The 17,698-nt window shown below is 63.5% G+C and carries 15 protein-coding genes; 10 read left to right on the forward strand and 5 right to left on the reverse strand.

The genetic code is table 11. The features are described 5' to 3' along the window. Positions 1 to 31 precede the first annotated feature (31 nt). Genes AB4118_RS14085 through AB4118_RS14100 form a run of 4 tightly spaced genes read left to right on the forward strand, consistent with a single transcriptional unit; the run spans position 32 to position 4,442 of the window. A complete protein-coding gene (locus tag AB4118_RS14085) occupies positions 32 to 928 on the forward strand; it encodes a carbohydrate ABC transporter permease (RefSeq protein ID WP_441490307.1) in 897 nt (298 codons plus the stop codon). Beyond that, on the forward strand, positions 925 to 1,791 hold the full coding sequence (locus AB4118_RS14090; protein WP_441490308.1) for a carbohydrate ABC transporter permease: 867 nt from the start codon (positions 925 to 927) through the stop codon (positions 1,789 to 1,791). The genes AB4118_RS14085 and AB4118_RS14090 overlap by 4 nt, the downstream gene beginning before the upstream one ends. 7 nt (positions 1,792 to 1,798) lie before the next feature. Beyond that, a complete protein-coding gene (argH, locus tag AB4118_RS14095) occupies positions 1,799 to 3,328 on the forward strand; it encodes an argininosuccinate lyase (RefSeq protein WP_441490309.1) in 1,530 nt (509 codons plus the stop codon). Positions 3,329 to 3,332: 4 nt separating this feature from the next. Then, entirely contained in the window at positions 3,333 to 4,442 is a 1,110-nt protein-coding gene (locus tag AB4118_RS14100; RefSeq protein WP_441490310.1) for an ABC transporter ATP-binding protein, read from the forward strand. Between the two features lie 105 nt (positions 4,443 to 4,547). Here AB4118_RS14100 and AB4118_RS14105 read toward each other — a convergent pair whose 3' ends face one another. Then, positions 4,548 to 5,123 carry a hypothetical protein gene (locus AB4118_RS14105; protein WP_441490311.1) on the reverse strand — a complete coding sequence of 192 codons (576 nt, stop codon included), beginning with the start codon at positions 5,121 to 5,123 and terminating at the stop codon, positions 4,548 to 4,550. Between the two features lie 42 nt (positions 5,124 to 5,165). Between AB4118_RS14105 and AB4118_RS14110 the strand changes: the two genes are divergently transcribed. Then, entirely contained in the window at positions 5,166 to 5,663 is a 498-nt protein-coding gene (locus AB4118_RS14110) for a hypothetical protein (protein ID WP_441490312.1), read from the forward strand. Here AB4118_RS14110 and AB4118_RS14115 read toward each other — a convergent pair. After that, positions 5,648 to 6,361: a transposase gene (locus tag AB4118_RS14115; RefSeq protein ID WP_441490313.1), complete on the reverse strand. Its 714-nt coding sequence runs from the start codon at positions 6,359 to 6,361 to the stop codon at positions 5,648 to 5,650. The genes AB4118_RS14110 and AB4118_RS14115 overlap by 16 nt on opposite strands. A gap of 600 nt (positions 6,362 to 6,961) precedes the next feature. Between AB4118_RS14115 and AB4118_RS14120 the strand changes: the two genes are divergently transcribed. The 4 genes from AB4118_RS14120 (at position 6,962) to AB4118_RS14135 (ending at position 13,377) form a co-directional block, all read left to right on the forward strand. After that, complete coding sequence (locus AB4118_RS14120) at positions 6,962 to 7,738, forward strand: hypothetical protein (RefSeq protein ID WP_441490314.1); 777 nt, start codon at positions 6,962 to 6,964, stop codon at positions 7,736 to 7,738. A 149-nt stretch (positions 7,739 to 7,887) separates the two neighbouring features. After that, positions 7,888 to 9,873, forward strand: coding sequence for a hypothetical protein (locus tag AB4118_RS14125; RefSeq protein WP_441490315.1), 1,986 nt, complete (start codon positions 7,888 to 7,890; stop codon positions 9,871 to 9,873). Between the two features lie 25 nt (positions 9,874 to 9,898). Then, positions 9,899 to 11,968, forward strand: coding sequence for a type I secretion system permease/ATPase (locus tag AB4118_RS14130; protein WP_441490316.1), 2,070 nt, complete (start codon positions 9,899 to 9,901; stop codon positions 11,966 to 11,968). A gap of 68 nt (positions 11,969 to 12,036) precedes the next feature. After that, positions 12,037 to 13,377 carry an HlyD family type I secretion periplasmic adaptor subunit gene (locus AB4118_RS14135; protein ID WP_441490317.1) on the forward strand — a complete coding sequence of 447 codons (1,341 nt, stop codon included), beginning with the start codon at positions 12,037 to 12,039 and terminating at the stop codon, positions 13,375 to 13,377. 48 nt (positions 13,378 to 13,425) lie between these two features. Here AB4118_RS14135 and cueR read toward each other — a convergent pair whose 3' ends face one another. Together cueR and AB4118_RS14145 are read right to left on the reverse strand one after the other, a co-directional pair. Continuing rightward, complete coding sequence (cueR, locus tag AB4118_RS14140; RefSeq protein ID WP_069877841.1) at positions 13,426 to 13,872, reverse strand: Cu(I)-responsive transcriptional regulator; 447 nt, start codon at positions 13,870 to 13,872, stop codon at positions 13,426 to 13,428. Between the two features lie 22 nt (positions 13,873 to 13,894). Further along, complete coding sequence (locus AB4118_RS14145; protein WP_441490499.1) at positions 13,895 to 16,420, reverse strand: heavy metal translocating P-type ATPase; 2,526 nt, start codon at positions 16,418 to 16,420, stop codon at positions 13,895 to 13,897. Positions 16,421 to 16,620: 200 nt separating this feature from the next. Between AB4118_RS14145 and AB4118_RS14150 the strand changes: the two genes are divergently transcribed. Next, the gene (locus AB4118_RS14150; RefSeq protein WP_441490318.1) at positions 16,621 to 16,893 is read left to right on the forward strand and encodes a heavy-metal-associated domain-containing protein; all 273 of its coding nucleotides are present in this window, start codon (positions 16,621 to 16,623) and stop codon (positions 16,891 to 16,893) included. Positions 16,894 to 16,912: 19 nt separating this feature from the next. On the opposite strand, the gene AB4118_RS14155 is transcribed toward AB4118_RS14150, so the two are convergent. Continuing rightward, positions 16,913 to 17,698, reverse strand: coding sequence for an IclR family transcriptional regulator (locus AB4118_RS14155; RefSeq protein WP_441490319.1), 786 nt, complete (start codon positions 17,696 to 17,698; stop codon positions 16,913 to 16,915).

Consider the following 17,698-nt stretch of genomic DNA (forward strand, 5'->3'; position numbering starts at 1 on the left):
AAGCGGGGACGCCGGAACGGGGATGCGACGCATGCGGGGCTACGCGGGATTGACGATCGAGACGAAGCAGGCACTCACGGCCTGGGCGTTCCTTGCCGTGCCGATCGCATTCTTCGCGGTGATCCGATTCTATCCGGCACTGGAATCGTTCGGCATCGCCTTCATGCAGTGGAACCTGCTCTCGAAACCGGTCTTCATCGGGCTCGACAATTTCCGGAAGATGATGGGCGATCCGGTGTTCTGGCTCGCCTTCAAGAACACGTTCATCTACCTCATGGTCGGCACGCCGCTCAGCCTGCTCCTGTCCTTCGTCATCGCCTATTATCTCGATCAGGTCCGCTTCGCGCATGGCCTGATCCGGGCCTGCTATTTCATCCCGCACCTGACGACGACAGTCGCGATGGCCTGGGTCTGGCGCTGGTTCTACCAGCCGCCACCGATCGGGCTGCTCAACAACATGCTGAACGCGGTCGGGCTCGATGCGCAGCCCTTCCTGCGCTCGACGACGCAGGCGCTCTATGCAGTGCTGACGCCGGCGATCTGGGCCGGGCTCGGCTTCCAGATCGTGCTGTTCATGGCGGGCTTGCGTGCCATTCCGTCGAGCTATTACGAGGCGGCGCGGATCGACGGCGCGGGCAAATGGATGATCCTGCGCCAGATCACCCTGCCCCTGCTCAAGCCCACCATCGTCTTCCTGGTGGTGATCTCGTCGATCGGCTTCCTGCGCATCTTCGACACGGTCTACAACATGACCGACAACGGCGCCGGCGGACCTCTGAACAGCACCAAGCCTCTGGTGCTCTACATCTATGAGACCGCCTTCCGTTCATATCAGATGGGCTATGCGGCGGCGCAGACATTGGTGCTGTTCGTGATCCTTCTGACGGTCAGCCTCCTCCAACTCTGGCTGATGCGGGAGAAATCATGAGCACGGCAACCTCCGCCGCGTCCCCGATGCCGAACTGGCGGCTGCAACTCGCCGCTCGTCCCGGCCAGGTGCTCGCCTGGACGCTCCTCGCCATGGGCGCCATCGCGATGATGATGCCGCTGCTCTACATGGTCGCAACCTCGCTGAAGCTCTCCAACGAGGTCTATGAACTCAACATCATCCCGCGCGAACCGACCTTCGAGAACTACGTTTATATCTTCAAGAACACGCGCTTCGGCCTGTGGTTCGTCAACTCGCTGGTGACGAGCCTCCTCGTCACCCTGTCCGTACTCTTCTTCGATTCGCTGATCGGCTACACGCTCGCCAAGTTCAAGTTCCGCGGCCGCGAGGTGGTGTTCATCGCCATCCTGACGACGCTGATGATCCCGACCGAGATGCTGGTCGTGCCCTGGTATCTGATGGCCAAGAATTTCGGCTGGCTGAACAGCTATTGGGGCATCATGTTTCCCGGACTGATGACCGGCTTCGGCGTCTTCCTGATGCGGCAGTTCTTCGCCGGCGTGCCCGACGACTACATCCATGCCGCGCGTATCGATGGGCTCGGCGAATTCGCGATCTGGTGGAAGGTGGCTTTGCCGCTGGTGACGCCGGCGCTGTCGGCCCTGGCGATCTTCACCTTCCTCGGCAATTGGACCGCCTTCCTCTGGCCGCTGATCGCCACCAATGACCGTGCGCTCTACACACTGCCGGTCGGCCTTGCCTCGTTCTCCGGCGAGTTCCTGACCGATTGGGAGCTGATCATGGCCGGCGCCACCATCGCGACGCTGCCGACGCTCGTCGTCTTCGTCATCTTCCAGCGCTACATCATCCGCGGCGTCGTGCTCGCGGGCCTGAAAGGCTGATTCTCGCATGAACGCGCTTACGCCCGACGCCCCTTCCGGCAGCGACGACCGTTTTCCGGCGCCGGTCTATGCCCGCACCGTGCTGGCGCCGGGCTTTGCCCATAGCCAGATGCATCATCTCGCGCATCTCCTGCGCCTGCACCGCGCCCATGGCGTCATGCTGGCCGAGCAAAGCCTGCTGACCCGCCCCGAGGCGGCGGCGATCTTTGGCGCTCTCGACATCGTGGAACGTGAACTCACCGGAGCCGAACCCGCCGCTTATACCGGCGAGCATGAGGACCTGTTCTTCTTCATCGAGACCAAGCTCGCGGCGCTGATCGACAAGGACATCGCCGGGCGCCTGCATACCGGGCGCTCGCGCAACGATATCGACCACACCCTGTTCAAGCTCGCGCTGCGCGAGCGGCTCGACACGCTCGGCCTGCAGCTGCTCGACCTGATCACAACGCTGATCCGGCGCTCGCGCGAGGAGGCCGGCACGCTGATCCTCGCCTATACGCACGGCCAGCCGGCCCAGCCTTCGACCTATGGCCACTATCTCGGCGCAGTGATCGAGGTGTTGCTGCGCGACGTGACCCGGCTGATGCAGGCGCGCGAGGTCGTCGACCTCAGCACGATGGGCGCAGCTGCCATCACCACGACAGGCTTCCCGCTCGACCGCGCCCGCGTCGCAGACCTGCTCGGCTTCCCCGATTTCCTGCGCAACTCCTATGGCTGCATCGCCTCGAGCGACTATACCGCCGGCGTCTATTCGGCCCTGCGGGTGCTGGCGCTGAATCTCGGCCGTTTCGCGCAGGACCTCGCCTTCTGGACCTCGTTCGAGGTCGGGCAACTACGCTTCTCCGACGGCTTCGTGCAGATCTCCTCGATCATGCCGCAGAAGCGCAATCCGGTTCCCGTCGAGCATCTGCGCCTGATGGCTTCGCTCACCGCGGGCAAATGCGACGCGGTGCTGCTCGCCTTGCACAATACGCCCTTCACCGACATGAACGACAATGAGCACGAGGTGCACGGTCAGGGCTACGAAGCCTTCGTCATGGCCGAACGCGCGCTCAGCCTTCTCGGCGGGGTCTTCGCATCCGCCAAGGTCGACGAGACGCGGGCGCGGGCGAATATCGAGGCGTCCTACGCCACGATCACCGAGCTCGCCGACACGCTGGTGCGCCGCGAAAAACTGCCCTTCGCCATCACGCATCATGTCGCCGCCGCGATGGCAAAGCACCTGCAGGCGACCCGGCAGACCCTCGGCACGGTGCCCTATGCCGAGTTCGTCGCCTTGTTCCGTGAGGTTACCGACCGCGACCCGGTGTTGACCGAGGCCGAATTCCGCGAGGCCGTGACGCCCGAGTATTTCGTCTCGGTGCGGACGCTCCCAGGCGGACCGGCCCCTGCCGCGATCGCCGAAAGCCTCTCCCTCTACGAGGCACAGGCTGCAGAGGCGCGGGAGTTGATTGCCCGTCACGCTGCGCGGGACGCCGCAGCGGGCAAGACGCTGTCCGGCGCCATTGCCTCATTCTCCGCGCCGAAGGGACTTTGAGCCGATGGCCAGCGTTTCGCTCAGCAAGGTCGTCAAGCGCTATGGCGATGTCGGCATTGTCCACGGCATCGACCTCGAGATCGCCGATGGCGAGTTCATCGTCGTGGTCGGCCCTTCAGGCTGCGGCAAGTCGACAACACTCAGGATGATCGCCGGGCTCGAGAGCCTCAGCGACGGCACGATCTCGATCGGCGGCCGCATCGTGAACACGCTGGAGCCCAAGGACCGGAACATCGCGATGGTGTTCCAGAACTATGCGCTCTACCCGCATATGACGGTGCACCGGAACATCGCCTTCGGCCTCTACGCTGCAAAACTGCCGAAGGCCGAGATCGACCGCAAGGTACGCGAAGCGGCCGCGCTGCTTGGGCTGACCGACCTGCTCGAACGCCGGCCGAATGCGCTCTCCGGCGGCCAACGCCAGCGCGTCGCCATGGGCCGCGCCATCGTGCGCGATCCCACCGTCTTCCTGTTCGACGAACCGCTCTCCAATCTCGACGCCCAGTTGCGCGGCCAGATGCGCACCGAGATCAAGCGGCTGCACCAGTCGATCGGCACCACGATCGTCTATGTGACGCATGACCAGATCGAGGCGATGACTCTCGCTGACAGAATCGTGATCATGCGCGACGGACGGATCGAGCAGGTCGGCACGCCGCTCGACGTGTTTCACACCCCTGCGAGCGCCTTTGTTGCCGGTTTCATCGGCACGCCGACGATGAACCTGCTGGAGGTCTCCGTGGTCCAGCAGAACGGGATGCCCGCGCTGGCGTTGGAGCCCGGTGGCGCGGCGCTCACTCTCGCCCCTGACGCGGCCGCGCGCCTCGGCGACCGCAGCACGGTTTTGATGGGCCTGCGGCCCGACAATCTCACGGTCGAGCCGCTCGATGCACCCGACCTCACCTCCGCGGGGCGGCAGAAGCTCAATGCCACGGTGGTCGTAGCCGAACCCCTCGGCGTCACGACGCAGGTCATCGTCAAGCTCGCCGGCCGCGAAGTGGTCGGCATGGCTGATGGCCGCTTCGTACCTGCCGCCGGAGCGGCAGTGAAACTCGCATGCGATCTCGACCGGCTACACCTGTTCGATGCGGAGACGCGGCTGCGCCTTTCCTAGATCATCGGACCGGATATCATATCCAGTCCGACGGTCTAACCGCCTGTGTTTGCATCGGCTTTCCCGAAAACCGCACTCCACTTTTCGGAGCGATGCCAAGCAAGGTCAGGACGTGGCCACGCCGCGTTCGAGCTGCGGGAGGAGATCCCAGATCCGCCGGTTCAGAGCATAGAGTTCCTGCGTCGCCGCCGCGATCTCGTCGAGCCGAGCATGGTCGACGGGGCGGCGGGTGCCGAAACGCAGCCTGCCCCGGGCCTCCTCCAGTTTCATGCTCTGTGTGTGTGTGATCGCCCCGCTCGCGTCGACGACGAAGGTGGCGTGGTTGAGATCGTTGCGCAGCCGCGTTGCCGCAGAAAAGGCCTCGACAACCGCGTCAAGCTCGGCGCGCAACCCCTTGTCCGTGATCCGGACCTTGGCGAGGCGCTGCGCCAGGTCGAGGCGCGCCCGCGTCGTGTTGAGCGTGGAAAAGACGATCGCTGCAGCCGCCTCGTCCGTGTCCAGCAGCAGCATCAGCACATAGATGAACATGCTCTCATTGTTGGACCAGGCGAAATTGAGATCGCCTATCAACGACAGAAAGGCTACCCTTTGCTCGGCCGAGCGTTGCGCGGCCAGCTCCAGCGCGATGAAATCAGGACGGGGCGGCAGCGTAGATGGCCCGTTCCGGTTGTGCCTAAGCATGTCGTCCACCGTTCCTGAAGGCTCCGATACGGCAGAGCCAGCATGTTCGATCTTCTGAGAGCCCGACCAGCGCGCAAGGCCGCCTTCTCCGTCCTCGAGCCGTTCGTTCTGAAGACTTCCGCGAATGGCGCCGGCCTGCAAGCGGGCGACTGGCTCCAGCCGCAGATTCTAGGTTTCCTTGCGACCCTGGTCACGCTGATCGTCGAACGCAAATGCGGCGAGCTGCGAACGCACGCGCTCGCCTCGGCCCAGTCATCGGTGCTGAATGCTCTCACCGGGATCGGCCCGGAACTTGTGGGCGAGGAAATCTGTCTTCTGAGCAGCCGCCGAGACCCGGCCTTCACCGCAGGGTCGATGGGAGCGCTCGCCTTTCTGGAAGCCTTGGACGCCACCCGGCCATCGGCGGGCGAACTGGCGGGCGAACTGGTAGGAATGGAGCCGCTCGGCACAGCTTCCAGCGAAGCCGGAAGCAGAACGCTGGACGAGCTCTGGCACGACCATGTCGAACGTCATATGCGCAGAGGTCAGTTCTTGGCCTGAGAGACCGGCATGCCGAAACCGCCGAAGCTCGCAGCTCGGACCCGCGGCTGCGCCGGCTCGTCGTCAAGCAAGCCGAGTTCAAGTTGAACTTCCGTCAACGCCTCGCCGGCCTCTTCCAGCCGCTCCGGCCGGGTTGCAAGGAGCCGCCGCAACGCCTGAATGAACAAGGTGTCCGTTTCCGCGGTTGCGATGCCTTCCAGCGCTGCCATGAAGCGTTCAAAACGCGCGACGCAACTCGCGCTGCCTGGGCCGCCATCGACCTGGCAGTCCAGGAACTCGCAGCGCATGACCATGTCGCCATGCTGCCATGGTGCGTAGCAGGCCACCTCCAGCGGAGAAACCGCGAGGCCGCCGGCAATCTTCTGCTTCAGATGCCAGGCCGTTCGGACGGAAACTCCCAGCGTCTGCGCCAGCCTTTGCGACCCCATCTTCTGCCGGGTCGCCGTCAGCAGGTAGAGGGCCTGGAGCCAGACATGCAGAGGCACATGGCTGTTGTGAAAGATCGTGCCGTTCCTGATCGTGAACGGCTTCCGGCAGGAATAGCATTTCCACGCGCCAATCGGGGTGCTCAGGCCGTTGAGCCGCCCCAGCCGGGCAGCCTCGCCGCAATGCGGGCAAACCGGTCCGGAAGGCCAGACCATTCGTTCGAGCGACAAATGGACGACGCGCTCGTTCTGCAAGCGGATGGCGTTCGGCATGGCGCAACCTCCAACCCGAAAACATGGTCCCAGATGGGTAATTGAAAGTCAATAAAGTCTGAAAATGGGTAATAATTCGATACATTGACGCCGCAAGGGCATAGTTGGATGTTTGCCGCTCGGAAATAATGCACACAACCCCCAAATTGTCACATTATTTCTGAGATATTTATCAATTAGGCAACAAAAAGAAATTGTTTGCCAATAGTGAATATTACATTCAATAATTTTGAATAATATTCAGAATTTATACCTATCTACTAGTATATGACTGATAAAATTATATGTCTCAAATTTCATTTCGCACACTCCGGCCTAATATCGAACCAGACCAATAATTCAGAAAAATTATTACTTATATCAACCAATTAAGATCGGGAGATGCAAACAATGACTTAGTCAATTAAGGGATTTCTGCTGTCGCCAGTACGAAATCTTGAAGAACGTTCCTTGCGTAGATAGGCGGGACATTCATTCGACCTAAATTATCAATATTCCGCACTAATGGCATCCAACGCAAGTGGATCGGCGCAGCGCAGAAGGGACGCGGCGATCAACGAGCGGAAGGGTGCCTTTCCTTTTTTTTGACGGGAAAGCACCATGCCGAACAACAACGATTATCACCCGCAGGATCCAAGCCAGGATCAGGCGCAGGCTGAGCTTCAAGCCCAATTGCAGGGACAAGGTCAGGGGCAAGGACAAGGCCAGGGGCAGGGACAAGGCCAGGCGCAGTACTCCGCGCAGGCCGTCGACACCTCCGTCTGGAATGACAACGGCAACCTGAATCTCAACGGCAACGGCAATCTGAACGCCAATGGCAACCTGAACGGCAACCTCAACTACAACGAGAACATCAACCACGTTCAGACCGCCGTCGACACTACTGTCAATGTAAAGGTCGACCTCGACCTCAGTGGCGCCCTCGTGCCCCCCGTCGATAACCGGGTGATGGATATCGACTCGATTCACGACATCCACGACTCGATCGTGATGCCGTCCGTCGTCACCCAGACGACGGATGACGGCAACAACTTCAATATCGCGCAGGTCAACAACCTCACCGACAATGACAGCCTGTCCAATCCGTCGGTGAACTTCAACTCTGGTGGGCTCGACCCGTCCTGCTATGGTCCAGGCCATATCCCGGAAGCGGTTGGCGATTTCTCCATGACCGCCACGGCCACGGGTGGCTCAGCATCGTCGAGCTTCGGCGACATCCATGGCGGAAGTGACGGCTACTCGGGCATCGGCGCGGCTGCTGCCAACGTGGCCCTGACCCAGGAGGCCTTCACACAGCACATCGCCATGGGCGCAAATGTCCAGTTCAACTCCGTCGATCACCTGACCGTCGCAGGTCACGACATCGGCACACTTTGAGCGTCCCAACGCTCGGAAGGCAAGCTATGCTCGGACGCGCGGGGTCGCCTCCCCGCGCGCTCCCTGCTCGGGGCCGGTGAGCCCCTGAGCCCACGCAATGCCTGGTGCCCTCGCGACCGGCCTTGCCAGGCAATAGTGCAGAGTGTGCCATGAACACTGGCGGCTTTACCGAAACGATATGGCATTTTGCCGGCTATCTTCGCGTCTTCATTGATGAAATGCGGGCGCGCGAAACCTATGACGGCGAAGCGTCCCGGGTCGTGTCGGACGAGGGGGGCGATCGCTTCTACGATCGCGTTGCGCCCATCACACCGGATGAAACGGCTTCGCAACCCGTGTTCTTTCGGGCGCCGAACGTCTCCGACGACAGTCCCGCCCTCCACAGCCTGACGCCCACACCCTTCACTCCGCCGGCCAGAATCCTCCCATCGAGTCATCCGCTTCCACATCGCCTCGATGCGCCCGACAGCGTCGATTACGACTATGGCTGTACGGTCACCAGCCACAAGATCGTCACTGTGGGGTATCAGAACGGCGGTACCGAGACATTGCTCTCGATCCACCAGGTCAATCAGGCGGACGACCGGGATCTGCTGACATCCGACGCGATCCGTTATCCTGACGGCACTCTCGTCGTGCCCCCCGAACTTCATCTCGACGGCGTCCTGAGCGGCATGCTGCACCAAGCGCAGAGCGCTGTGCCCGGCGAGGTCGCGGCGCTTCAGGGCGGCACGACCCAGAGCGTGATAGCGGCTATCGAAAGTCGCGATATGCGCTGGGCGGAAACGGGGAGCCCCTATTCCGACGGCAGCCCTGTCTCACATGCCACGGAAGGCAGAATTGTCGACGGCGCGCTCAACGCGAGCGATCCACCGGTGCCGAGCCTTGCCGAGGTCGCGCCTTGGCGCCTGGCCGACGCGCCCGCCGACAGCATCACCAAATCCATTACAGCCGCCGAACCCACAGGCGGGGTCGCCGTCGTCTCGGAGACCGGGCTGAACATGCTGGCAAATGCTGCGGTCATCGTCGACGCCAACGAAGCAACAGGCTCGATGATCGTGGGCGGCAATTATTTCTTCAGCCGCGGCATCGCGCAGGTAAATGTCCTCGTGGACAACGACCATGTCGACGTCGCCGTCGATGGCACGCTGGCCCCCTTGGTTCAGAGCCATGGCAACGAAGTCCACAACATCGCGGAATTCGCGACGCATACGATGACGATCGCGCCAAACGGCGCCGCAGCGACCCCCTTCTGGTCGGTCGATGTCATGCCGGGAAGCTTCTATGATGTGAAATCCGTCATTCAGTTCAATGGACTGAACGATAGCGACAGGATCGTTCAGGCGGAGAACGGAACCTATTTCGACGTGAAGAGCGGCGAGAACGCCCAGCTCAATCTCGCTCAGATCACCGGCCTGGACAGCTACGACATCATCATCATTGGCGGCAACTATCACCGTGCCGACTGGATCTACCAGTACAACATCGTTCTGGACTCAGACAGCGCCAAGCTGTTTGCAACAGGCCACGGCAGCGATATTACCGTTGTCACCACAGGCTTCAACAACCTTACCAATCTCGCAGATATCACGACCTATGACAGCGTCGCATTCAAGCCGATGCAGCAGGCGCATTACGATCTTCTCGGCGCGCTTGATCAGCACTCTACGATTCTGGCGCCCGACGCCAACTGGCAACTCAACGGCAACAGGTTCGGAACGCTGCACGTCCTCTACGTGCCCGGCGACTATTACGACGTGAACGTCATCACCCAGATCAATGTTCTGAACGACGCCGACCAGGTCATCCAGGCCAATGCTCAGCCCGGGACGACCCAGGGCGTCGCCGCCGGCGGGAACACGGCGCTCAATGAGGCGCATATCATTGATCCGGGCACGCTTTCGACCTCGAAATACCTGGGCGGCGACGCCTACGAGGAGAGCGTGCTGATCCAGACCAACATGATCACCGACACCGACAAGGTCACCATCCACGACACCCAGACATTGGTGCCCGAACTCGTCGCCTTCGCGCATGACGTGGATTCGTACTCCGTATCGGACTCCTCCGTATCGCGCCCAGTCATACCCGACCCGTCCCAGCACGATCACCTCACCTCCAACATCATGTCTTGAGGCCAGTACGCATCGAGGGCTCTCCATGACCGACGAAGCCGTTCCCGCCGCGCCACCGAACCGTCCAGATGCCACCAGGTTGCCCGGAGCCACGCCGCTCGGGACAACCATTGGCAGGCCCCCGCCCCCGCTCACGCTGGTCGCCAATTCAAACGACCGCATGGCCGGCGAGGCCCGTCAGGCCTCACCAGGGCAAGCCCCGCTGCGCGCCGAGGCGAAGCATGGCGCTCCTCCCGCCGACAGCGTCCCCAATCTGCGACCGGTCGGAGGCGCCGGCAGCCCGCAAGGCACGACGACATCGAACGGTCCTGGGGGCGGCAAGGGCGGAACAGGTGGTGGCGGAGGGGGCGGTGGCAGCGGCGGCCGATCACCGCTCGAACAACGCCTCGGGGATCGCGATTTCCAGCAGGTCCTCGGCAAAGGGCTCGCGGAGGCGCGCCACAACCTGGTGATCGTCGCGATCTTTTCGATCGTCGTGAACACGCTGGTGCTGGCTGTCCCGATCTATCTGTTCCAGATGTCGGACAGGGTGCTGACCAGCCGCAGCCTCGACACGCTGATGATGCTCTCGATCATCGTGATGGTCGCGATCCTGGCCCATGTCCTGCTCGACATGATGCGCCGCTTCATCCTGATGCGGGTTGCCGTGGATGTCGAAAGCCGGCTCGGCGGCCCCGTTCTCAGCGCGGCAGCCAAGGCGGCCCAGAGCGGTTCGAATCGGGAGTTCCAGATACTCGCCGATCTTCAGCAGATCCGGAGCTTCCTGACCGGGCCGGTCATCCTGACGATGCTCGATGCACCGACCGCACCGATCTACCTGCTGGCAGTCTATCTGATCCACCCGCATCTCGGCTACATCGTCACGGTCGCCGCCATCGTCCTGTTCGTGGTCGCCTATTTCAACCAGAAGCTGACGGCCGTCCCCTTCGCAAGGTCGAGCGCGTTTGCGACGCGCGCCAATCTTCAATCGGAAGCGATGTCGCGCAACTCGCAGGTCATCAACGCCATGGGCATGATCCCGGAGGGCGTGCTGATCTGGGGCCGCGAGACCGCGGAATCCCTGAAGGCGCAGGTCAGCGCCCAGGACCGCAACATCATGATGACCGGGTTGTCGAAGTTCTTCCGGCTCGGCACGCAGATCGCCATGCTGGGCTGGGGTGCCTGGCTGTCCCTGGAAGGATCCCTCACCGGCGGCATGGTCATCGCGTCATCAGTGGTCGCGGGCCGCGCGCTGGCCCCGCTTGAAGGCACGATCGAAGGCTGGCGCAGCTTTATCCACGCGCGTGCCGCCTATTCCCGGGTTCAGGCCCTGTTGCAGGCCTCGCCGCTCAATCTCGATCGGCTGAAGCTGCCGAACCCCAAGGGCCGCCTCGATGTCGAGCGCATCCTCTATGTGCCGCCACCGAACAAGAAGGTCATCCTGAACGGCATCAGCTTCAGCCTCGAACCCGGCGACTCGCTTGCCATCGTCGGCGCCTCGGGCAGCGGCAAGTCGACGCTCGCGCGCATGCTGGTCGGCTCGATCACGCCAACGGCCGGCACGGTGCGGCTCGACCGAATGGAGCAGCGCAACTGGGACCCGCGGCAGTTCGGCGAGAATGTCGGCTATCTCCCCCAGGACACGCAACTCTTCCCAGCCTCGATCAAGGCCAATATCGCCAGGATGCGGGACGACGCGAGCGACGAGGATGTGTACGAGGCTGCCGAGATCGCCGACATCCACGAAATGGTCGCGCAGTTCGTCCATGGCTACGAGACGCAGATCGGCATCGATGGCAGCCCGCTCTCCGGCGGCCAGAAGCAGCGACTCGGGCTCGCCCGTGCTTTCTTCGGCAATCCGAGACTGGTCGTTCTCGACGAGCCCAACTCCAATCTCGACACGATCGGCGAGGCCGCGCTGGCGCGAGCCTTCGAGCGTGCCAAGGCGCGAGGCATGACGGTCGTGGCAGTGACACAGCGGCCGGCCCTGCTGCGCAGCGTCGACAAGATCATGATGATCAAGGATGGCGCGGTCCAGGCGATCGGCGCACGCGACGAGATCCTGCCCCTGATCGTCGGGCAGCGGAGCATCGACAGCACGCCAAGGCCGAACTGAGATTCTGTGCCGCCACGCCCCTGCCGGGGCGGGCAGTCAGGCGTTTTGCAAGGGTGGAGAGACGCACGATGACCGCAATGATCGCAGCTCAGCCCTGGTATGGCGACGTCCCGCGCAACACCCGATGGGCGAAACTCAGCGGCATCGGCATCATGCTGATGACGGTCATGGGCTTCGGCGTCTGGGGCAATACCGCACCGATCTCAGGCGCCGTGATCGCGCCGGGGGTCTTCGTGACCACGGGACAGAACAAGACGATCCAGCATCTCGAAGGCGGCGTGATCCGCGAGATCATGGTGCGAGAGGGCGACGTCGTCCTGCCCGGCCAGTTGCTCGTGCAGCTCGACGACACCTCTTCCCGGGCTGAACTCCGCCGGCACCTGCTCAAGCAGATGCGGCTCGAGGCGGTCGAAGCGCGGCTGAACACCGAGGCGGCCGGTCGGTCCCAACTGGTATTCCCCCCCCACCTGATTGCGAGCAGCACCGATCCCGATGTCGCCGCGATGCTCCAGGCGCAGACGGCGACTTTCATTGCCCGCCAGAACAACATCTCCAATGACATTTCGGCTCAGCAAAAGGGCATCGACGGGCTGGAGGAAAGAATCGCAGGCAGCAAGGCCCAGCTTGCCGCCGTCGCCCAGCAGAGCGAACTCCTCAAGGAAGAGCTCGCTGGCAAACAGGCCCTGCTCGACCGTGGCTATATCCGCAAGCCCGACGTCCTCGCGCTTCAGCGCAACGCCGCCAATCTACGCGGCGAGGCCGGCCGGATCACCGGGGACATCGGCGACGCGCGGGAGCGCATCGCTCGCGCAGTCGAGCAGATCGATGGTGTCAGAAAGAACGCGATCAAGGCCGCATCGGAGCAGTTGCAGGACGTCAGTGCCGATCTGAACGATGTCCGGGAACGCATACACACGGTGAAGGGGGTTCTCGACCGCGCCAGGATCGTCACTCCGGTCAAGGGAACCGTGGTCAAGCTGCGCTACCACTCAGCCGGCGGTGTCATCGAGGCGGGCAAGAGCATCATGGAGATCGTCTCGCTGCAGGAAGAGCTCGTCATCGAGACGCATGTCCGTCCTCAGGATATCGACAAGATCAAGCACAGTCAGGTCGCGACCATCCGCCTCAGCGCCCTCAATCAGCGCACGACGCCGATGATCAAGGGCAAGGTGATCTATATTTCGGCCGACGCCCTGCCGGATGAAAGGCAGCGCGGCTACCCCAATACGTCCGATCTCTATGTCGTACGGGTCCGCCTCGACAGCAACAGCGCCGCCGCGATCCACGATTTCCAACCGACGGCCGGCATGCCGGCAGAGGTCTATATCCAGACGAAGGAACGCACGTTCTTCGAATATCTGATGCAGCCGCTGAAGGACAGCATGGCGCGCGCTTTCCGGGAAACCTAAGCCGCCGTGTGGCGCAGGCGCCTTGCGGGGCGCCCGCCCTGTCCGGCTTCAGGCGTGATGCCGTACCCTGCCGCGAGAGCCTGCCGGAACCGCGGCTTGCCGGACGGGAGCATCGGCGAGGTCCTCGAGAATCGGGCAATCGGGGCGACCATCGCCGTGGCAATGATGCGCCAAATGGCCGAGCGTCTTCACCATCGCCTGAAGCTCGCCGATCCGCGCCTCGAGCTCGCCGATGTGGCGCAGGGCAAACGCCTTCACATCGGCACTGGCCCGGCTCTTGTCGCGCCAGAGCGCCAGGAGTTCACGCGTTTCCTCAATCGAGAAACCGAGATTCCGGGCGCGCTTGACGAAGCGCAACGTGTGGACGTCGTCACCGGCATAGACACGATAACCCGCCTCGGTGCGCACCGGAGCCTCGATCAGCCCGATGCTCTCGTAGTAGCGGATCATCTTTGCGCTGACGCCAGAGGCTGTTGCCGCTTGTCCGATGTTCATCTCTCATGCTCCTCCTACAGTCTCACCCCGCCAACGCGAGCCTGGCGGCGCGCTGGTCCTGCAACGGGGCCGGCGTGCGAGCGCGGAAGCGCTTCAGGCGCAGCGCATTGGTCAGGACGCTGACGCTCGACAGCGCCATGGCCAGTCCGGCGAACATCGGTGACATCAGGATGCCGAAGCTCGGATAGAGCGCGCCAGCAGCCACCGGGATCAGCAGGGCGTTGTAACCGAAGGCCCAGATCAGGTTCTGGCGGATATTGGCGATCGTCGCCTGTGACAGCGCGATGGCATTGGCGACACCATTCAGATCGCCCGACATCAGCACGACATCGGCACTCTCGATGGCGATGTCGGTGCCGGTGCCGATGGCAATGCCGACATCAGCCTTGGCCAGGGCGGGCGCGTCGTTGATGCCATCCCCGACGAAGGCGACCTTGGCGCCACCAGCCTGGAGCCCGGCCACCACCTCGGCCTTGCCGGTCGGCAGAACCTCGGCCACGACCTCGTCGATGCCAAGCCTCGCGGCAATCGCCTCGGCCGTACGCCGGTTGTCGCCGGTAATCATCACGACGCGCAGGCCGAGCCGATGCAGCGATGCGATAGCCTCGGGGGTCGTGGCCTTGACCGGATCGGCAACCGCGATGATGGCAGCGAGCCTGCCGTCGATCGCTGCATAGAGCGGCGTCTTGCCGGCATCGCCCAGGCGGCCTGCCGCCTCTGTGAAGGGCGAGAGGTCGAGCCCGAGACGCCGCATCAGCCGGTCGGCACCGATCTCGATCGTCCGGCCTTCGACGACGGCCTTGACGCCGAAGCCGGGTTCACCCGCGAACTCCGACACCTCTGCGAGGGCGAGGCCGCGCTGGCGAGCAGCGACAACGATCGCTTCCGCAATCGGATGCTCCGAGCGAGCCTCGACCGAGGCGACCAGCCGCAGCACCAGGGCCTCCTCGAAGCCCTCGGCGGTGACGAGATCGGTCAGCTCCGGCTTGCCCTTGGTCAGGGTTCCGGTCTTGTCGAGCGCCACGATCTTCGCATCCTTCAGACCCTGGAGCGCATCACCCTGGCGGAACAGGATGCCGAGCTCGGCGCCCTTGCCGGTGCCGACCATGATCGAGGTCGGAGTCGCCAATCCCATCGCGCAGGGGCAGGCGATGATCAGCACGGCGACCGCGTTGACGAGAGCATAGGAGAAGGCGGGGCTGGGGCCGAAGGCGAACCAGGCCGCGAAGGTCACAAGCGCGAGCGCCATCACGGCCGGGACGAACCACATCGTCACCTTGTCGACCATGGCCTGGATCGGCAGCTTCGAGCCCTGCGCCGCCTCGACGGTGCGGACGATCTGCGAAAGCAGCGTATCGGCACCGACCTTGGTGGCGGTGAAACGGAAGGCGCCCGTGCCGTTGATCGTGCCACCGGTCACAGCCGCCCCCGCTTCCTTGCGGGCGGGCACCGGCTCACCGGTGATCATCGCCTCGTCGACATAGGACACGCCGTCGAGAACCTCACCATCGACCGGGATGCGCTCCCCCGGACGCACAATGACGACATCGCCCGGAACAACGCTCTCGATCCCGACATCGGCCTCGACGCCGTCGCGCAGGACACGCGCCGACTTCGCCTGCAGCGACATCAGTCGCCGGATCGCTTCGCTGGTCCGGCCCTTGGCTCTGGCCTCGAACCAGCGTCCGGTCAGGACGAGCGTGACGATCACCGCACCGGCCTCGAAATAGGTGTAGTCCGTGCCGTCAGGCAGGAACTCCGGCGCGAAGGTCGCCACCGTCGAGTACAGATAGGCCGCGCTGGTGCCGAGCATGACCAGCGAATTCATGTCCGGCGCGCCACGCAGCAAGGCCGGCCACCCCTTCTTCAGGAAGCGCAGGCCCGGCCCGAACTGGACGAATGTCGCGAGCAGGAAGGACAGGAGCTTGATGTTGAACTCGCCGACACGCCCGGCGAGAAAATGGTGCAGCGGCTCGTACATATGCGAGCCCATCTCGAAGACGAGCAGCGGGATTGTCGCGACTGCGGCGATGATGACCGCGCGCTTCAAACCCGCCTGCTCCGCCTCGCGCGCCTGCTGCTCGCGATCCGAGGCTCCGGCATCGATGCTCGGCGCTTCGGCGGAATAGCCCGCCCCTGCAACGGCCGCGACGAGCTGCTGCATCTGGTCCGCACCGCCGAGAGCCCGCACGGTGGCACGCTCGGTCGTGAGATTCACGGTCGCGTCGAGCACGCCCGGCACCGCCTTGAGCGCCCGCTCGACCCGGCCGACGCAGGACGCGCAGGTCATGCCGGAGATCTTCAGCTCGACGATGCGCTCGGTGGGCTCGTAGCCGGCGCCGCGGATCGCGGCCGCAATCGCGCCGGCATCGCTACCGCCGGAAGACAGGGTCACGCGGGCTCGTTCGGTCGCGAGGTTGACTGCGACTGAGCCGACGCCGTCGACGGCCTTCACGGCGCGTTCGACGCGCCCGACACAGGAAGCACAAGTCATCCCGCCGATCTCGATCTCAAATTCTCTAACGGGGCTTCCCGCTGTCCGTGCCATCGCCATGGCTTGATCTCCGCATGTTGATGGCGAGGGGTATGATCCTTCCCATGATGGGAAGGTCAAGGCCAATTTTCAACACTCCGCGAGAGGGCCGGATCCTCCCACGATGTGCGCCGGCATCCCGCAGAGGGCGCTTGACCTTCCCATCATGGGAAGCTTTAGGCTCCCTTCATACCCCTCAGAAAGGACGCAGAACGATGTGCGGATGCCAGAGCCATAGCGAGAAGACGACACCTGGGACTCAGGCACAGCCTCAGGGCGCGGGAACACTCAGCTTCCGCGTCGAGGACATGACCTGCGGGCATTGCGCCGGTACGATCATCAAGGCGATCGAAATTGGCCTTCCCGGAACCCGCGTCCAGGCCGACCCGGCCTCGAAACTGGTCAGCGTCCTGGGCACCAGCGACCGCGCCGCCACCGCGGCGATCGTCACGGCGGCCGGCTACACGCCGCAGCCCGTCACCGCCTGATCCAACATCCTGCACCTAGTCAGCTATAGGCCAGGCGCAGCCCCGCCTCGTGGCAGCAGGCCTTCAGGCTGGTGAGGATCGCCTTCTCATTGGTCTGCACGCCATGGCGCTGCAGGCATGGCACCAGGATCGCCGCCTGCGCATAGCCTGCCGGTCCGATGACCGGGCAGGCGATATCGGTAACCGCCAGAATGTCGCGGCTTGGTGCGATCTGGTGTCCCTGCTCCCTGATCATCTCGAAGATGGCCGCAACGCCGGTGCTCTCGAGCCGCGCCCGCGCCTCATTATCGGCATCCTTCATCAGGGTCAGACGCCGTGCCCGTGTCTGGAACGCCAGGATGAGCAATCCGGAATTGGCTTCCAGCGCCGGCCTGCCATAGCCCGGCCGCACGGTAACCGTCGCGTCGAGATGTCCGGAGGTCGTCGCGAGAACCACGGTCTGCGCACGGCTCAGCACGACGAGATGAGCCGCCTGCCCGCTCTCCTCGCTGAAGCGCTCCATCAGAGGCAGTACGACCGAGGTCAGCTGCCGCCCGCTGGGCGTCCTGATGCCGAGATCGAACAATCGTCGCGACAGTGCGAGCCTGTCCGTTCCCGCCTCCCGCACCAAGTATCCGCGCTGCTGCAGCACGAAGACCATGCGGAAGATCTCGCTCTTCGAGCGCTCCAGTCGCTCGGCAATGGTGCGGGTCGAAAGCGGCTCGCCGACATCCGCCAGCAGCTCGAGAATATCCAACCCCTTCTCCAGAGCCGGAGCGGAATAGGAGGCCTTCTCGCCGTCATCTGTTTCCGGAAGGTCAGGCAT

Source organism: Allobosea sp. 2RAB26 (assembly GCF_052115465.1).
Classification (GTDB): Bacteria; Pseudomonadota; Alphaproteobacteria; order Rhizobiales; family Beijerinckiaceae; genus Allobosea.